The organism is Magnetococcales bacterium, assembly GCA_015231925.1.
GTDB lineage: Bacteria > Pseudomonadota > Magnetococcia > Magnetococcales > JADGAQ01 > JADGAQ01.
Genome location: JADGAQ010000344.1, coordinates 1 through 2,372 on the forward strand (window position 1 = coordinate 1; position 2,372 = coordinate 2,372).

Below are 2,372 nucleotides of genomic sequence, written 5' to 3' on the forward strand. Positions count from 1 at the left end.
ACCATTTAGCCCCGGAGGGGTTGACGAGCAGGTACAAGCCGCCGGAGTCGAAGATTTTGTAGGGCTTGGCCTGTGGTTTGGCCTGGCGGACGGATGAATCAGTCATGGTCATGGAGGAACTCCCGCTGGTTGGCTATATCGGAAAGCAGGGAAGTGTAAGGAACGAGCGACGGGTTGTCTTTTGAAGAAATCCGCGTTTTGATTTGACACGGATTTTTCCCACGAAGTAGCTGGAAGGCTTGCGGCTGTAGGTTTGCAAGGGATTTTGGGGGTAACTTTGGAGAGGGAATCAGGGCAGTCCCGGAGTTACCCCCAAAGTTACCCCAAAAATATAGCGGCTGCATGCGAACGCCAGCGAACGCCAGTGAACGATTCAACGGTGATTTTACAGGGGATTTCTGAGGACTCCCGAACGCGGACGAACGCCTACGAACGGGTTTTTGGTAGATCTCTCTTCGCGCAAATTGAATGAAACCCAGCCAAAGAGTGGCACAAAGCCCCCCGACGTGTAAACCCAATCCCCTCAACAATACCCTCCTTCGAAAATTCCACATCCCCAACGCGGTAAAAGATTTGACTTACACTATAAATTGTGGATAATTACCTGCTGATATTGTTTGAATGCGAGCCAATTGCAAAACGGCGTTGCAATGGGTATGGACAATCCAAATAAATGAAAAGTAAAAGGATAAAACATTTTCTTTTTTTGATACTTAAAGGATAAAATATTGAAAGTCTGATAATTTAGGATATTTACCCGCTTGGCTGTGGGAGTTTTGCCACTCCCTCGAATGCTTGCGATTTCAGGAGATGGGGTTGGATCTATCGGGAAAACAGATTCTGCTGGGCCTGGGAGGCGGTATCGCCGCCTACAAATGCCTGGAACTGATCCGCCGCCTGCGGGAATGCGGCGCCACGGTGATCCCGGTGCCAACCGCGGCAGCCTTGCAGTTCGTCACCCCCATGAGCCTGCAAGCCCTGTCGGGAAACGTGGTGCATGACAACCTCTTCTCCCTGGAACAGGAACACGGCATGCGCCACATCCGCCTGGCGCGGGAAGCCGATCTGGTGGTGGTGGCCCCGGCTACCGCCGACCTGCTGGCCCGCCTGGCCAACGGCCTGGCGGACGACCTGCTGACCACCCTGCTGCTGGCCCGCAAAGGAGCGGTCCTGCTGGCCCCGGCCATGAACGCCGCCATGTGGGACCATCCGGCCACACAACGCAATGTGGCCCGCCTGCAGGAAGACGGCCTCTTTTTCATCGGGCCGGAAAACGGCGCCTTGGCCTGCGGCGAAGAGGGCGCCGGTCGCATGGCGGAACCGGCTCATCTGCTGGAAGAGATCACCCGTCTGCTGACCCCGGCCCTGCTGGCGGGACGGCGCGTCCTGATCACGGCAGGCCCCACGCGGGAAGCACTGGATCCGGTGCGCTACCTGAGCAACCGTTCCAGCGGTCGCATGGGCTGGGCCGTGGCCATGGCCGCCCGTCGCCTGGGCGCTGAAGTAACACTGATCCACGGCCCGGTCTCCCTGCCCTCCCCCTGGAGCGTGCGCTGCCTGCCGGTGGTTTCGGCGCACGAGATGCTGGAGGCCGTGCAACAACAATGGCAGGAACAGACCCCGGACCTGGTGGTCATGACCGCCGCCGTCGGGGATTTTCGCCCCCGTGAGGCCAGCGCGGACAAGATCTCCCGGGGCAAGGAAGCCATTACCCTGGAACTGGTGCCCAACGCAGACATCCTCGCCGGACTGGTCACCCGTCGGGGCCAAGCCTCTCGCCCGCTGATCTGCGGTTTTGCCGCCGAAACCGGCCAGGCCCAGGAACGCGGTCGGGCCAAACGAGCCCGCAAAGGATGCGACCTGATGGTGGTCAACGACGTTCTGGAAGCCGGTTGCGGCTTCGATGTCCCCACCAATCGCGTCACCCTGATCGATAACCAGGGCAACGAAGAGAACTGGCCCCTGTTGAGCAAAGAGGCCGTGGGGGAACGCTTGATGCGACACCTGGCAACTCGGCTGGGCGGAGTTTAGTGAATATATTGCCTTTCAATATTTTATCTTTTAGAAAGTAAAAAAAGAAAATGTTCTGTCCTTTGACGTATCTTTTGTTATTTGAATAGAAATTTAGCAACAGGTTTTTATATTTTCCGGCCCCACGGGCAATTCGGTCATGCCGGGAGCCAATCAAACAGACGACCGGCGGGCAATTCGGTCATGCCGGGAGCCAATCAAACAGACGATTGGCTCCCGGCATGACCAATGGCGGGCTCGCTTTTTGGCCATCCTTTTCGGCAAAAAGACGCCGAAAAGGATGGCCTTGAGCTGGGCGAGCCTGAAAGGATTAGAGGATTAGAGGATTAGAGGATTAGAGG

Annotated in this window: 1 protein-coding gene; it reads left to right on the plus strand. The window is 57.0% G+C overall.

Annotated features, from left to right (window positions below; all coding sequences use genetic code 11):
- Nucleotides 1-816: 816 nt before the first annotated feature.
- Nucleotides 817-2,031 (plus strand): bifunctional phosphopantothenoylcysteine decarboxylase/phosphopantothenate--cysteine ligase CoaBC, encoded by a 1,215-nt coding sequence (gene coaBC / locus HQL56_19625; protein MBF0311727.1) that lies wholly within the window; start codon nt 817-819, stop codon nt 2,029-2,031.
- The last annotated feature ends 341 nt before the right edge of the window (nt 2,032-2,372 follow it).